Origin of the sequence: Streptomyces laculatispora (assembly GCF_017353455.1) — a bacterium.
GTDB lineage: Bacteria > Actinomycetota > Actinomycetes > Streptomycetales > Streptomycetaceae > Streptomyces > Streptomyces laculatispora.
Window position 1 is genome coordinate 5,577 of record NZ_JAFMPZ010000620.1, and the last position, 271, is coordinate 5,847.

Annotated in this window: 1 pseudogene; it reads left to right on the plus strand. The window is 72.3% G+C overall.

The annotated features are described in order from the left end of the window. A pseudogene (locus J1C73_RS32520) lies at positions 1-271 on the plus strand (ABC transporter permease); the annotation flags it as partial.

Here is a 271-nt window from a genome sequence, read left to right on the forward strand (position 1 = left end):
CGCCGCATCGATGAACGGCAACAGCTCCCTGCGGGCGATGTACGGGCCGGTGTTCGACGACTCCGTGGGCGGGCTCGTCAGCTGGCGCATGATCGCCTTCGGCGCCGCACTCGCCGCGGTGATGAGCCTGGTCGTCGTCGTGCGGCACACCCGGGAGGAAGAGGAGACCGGCCGTCAGGAGATGCTCTCCTCGGCCATGGTGGGGCGGCGCGCCCCGCTGACCGCCGCACTGCTCGCCGCGGTGGTCGCCAATGCCGCGCTGGCCCTGGTG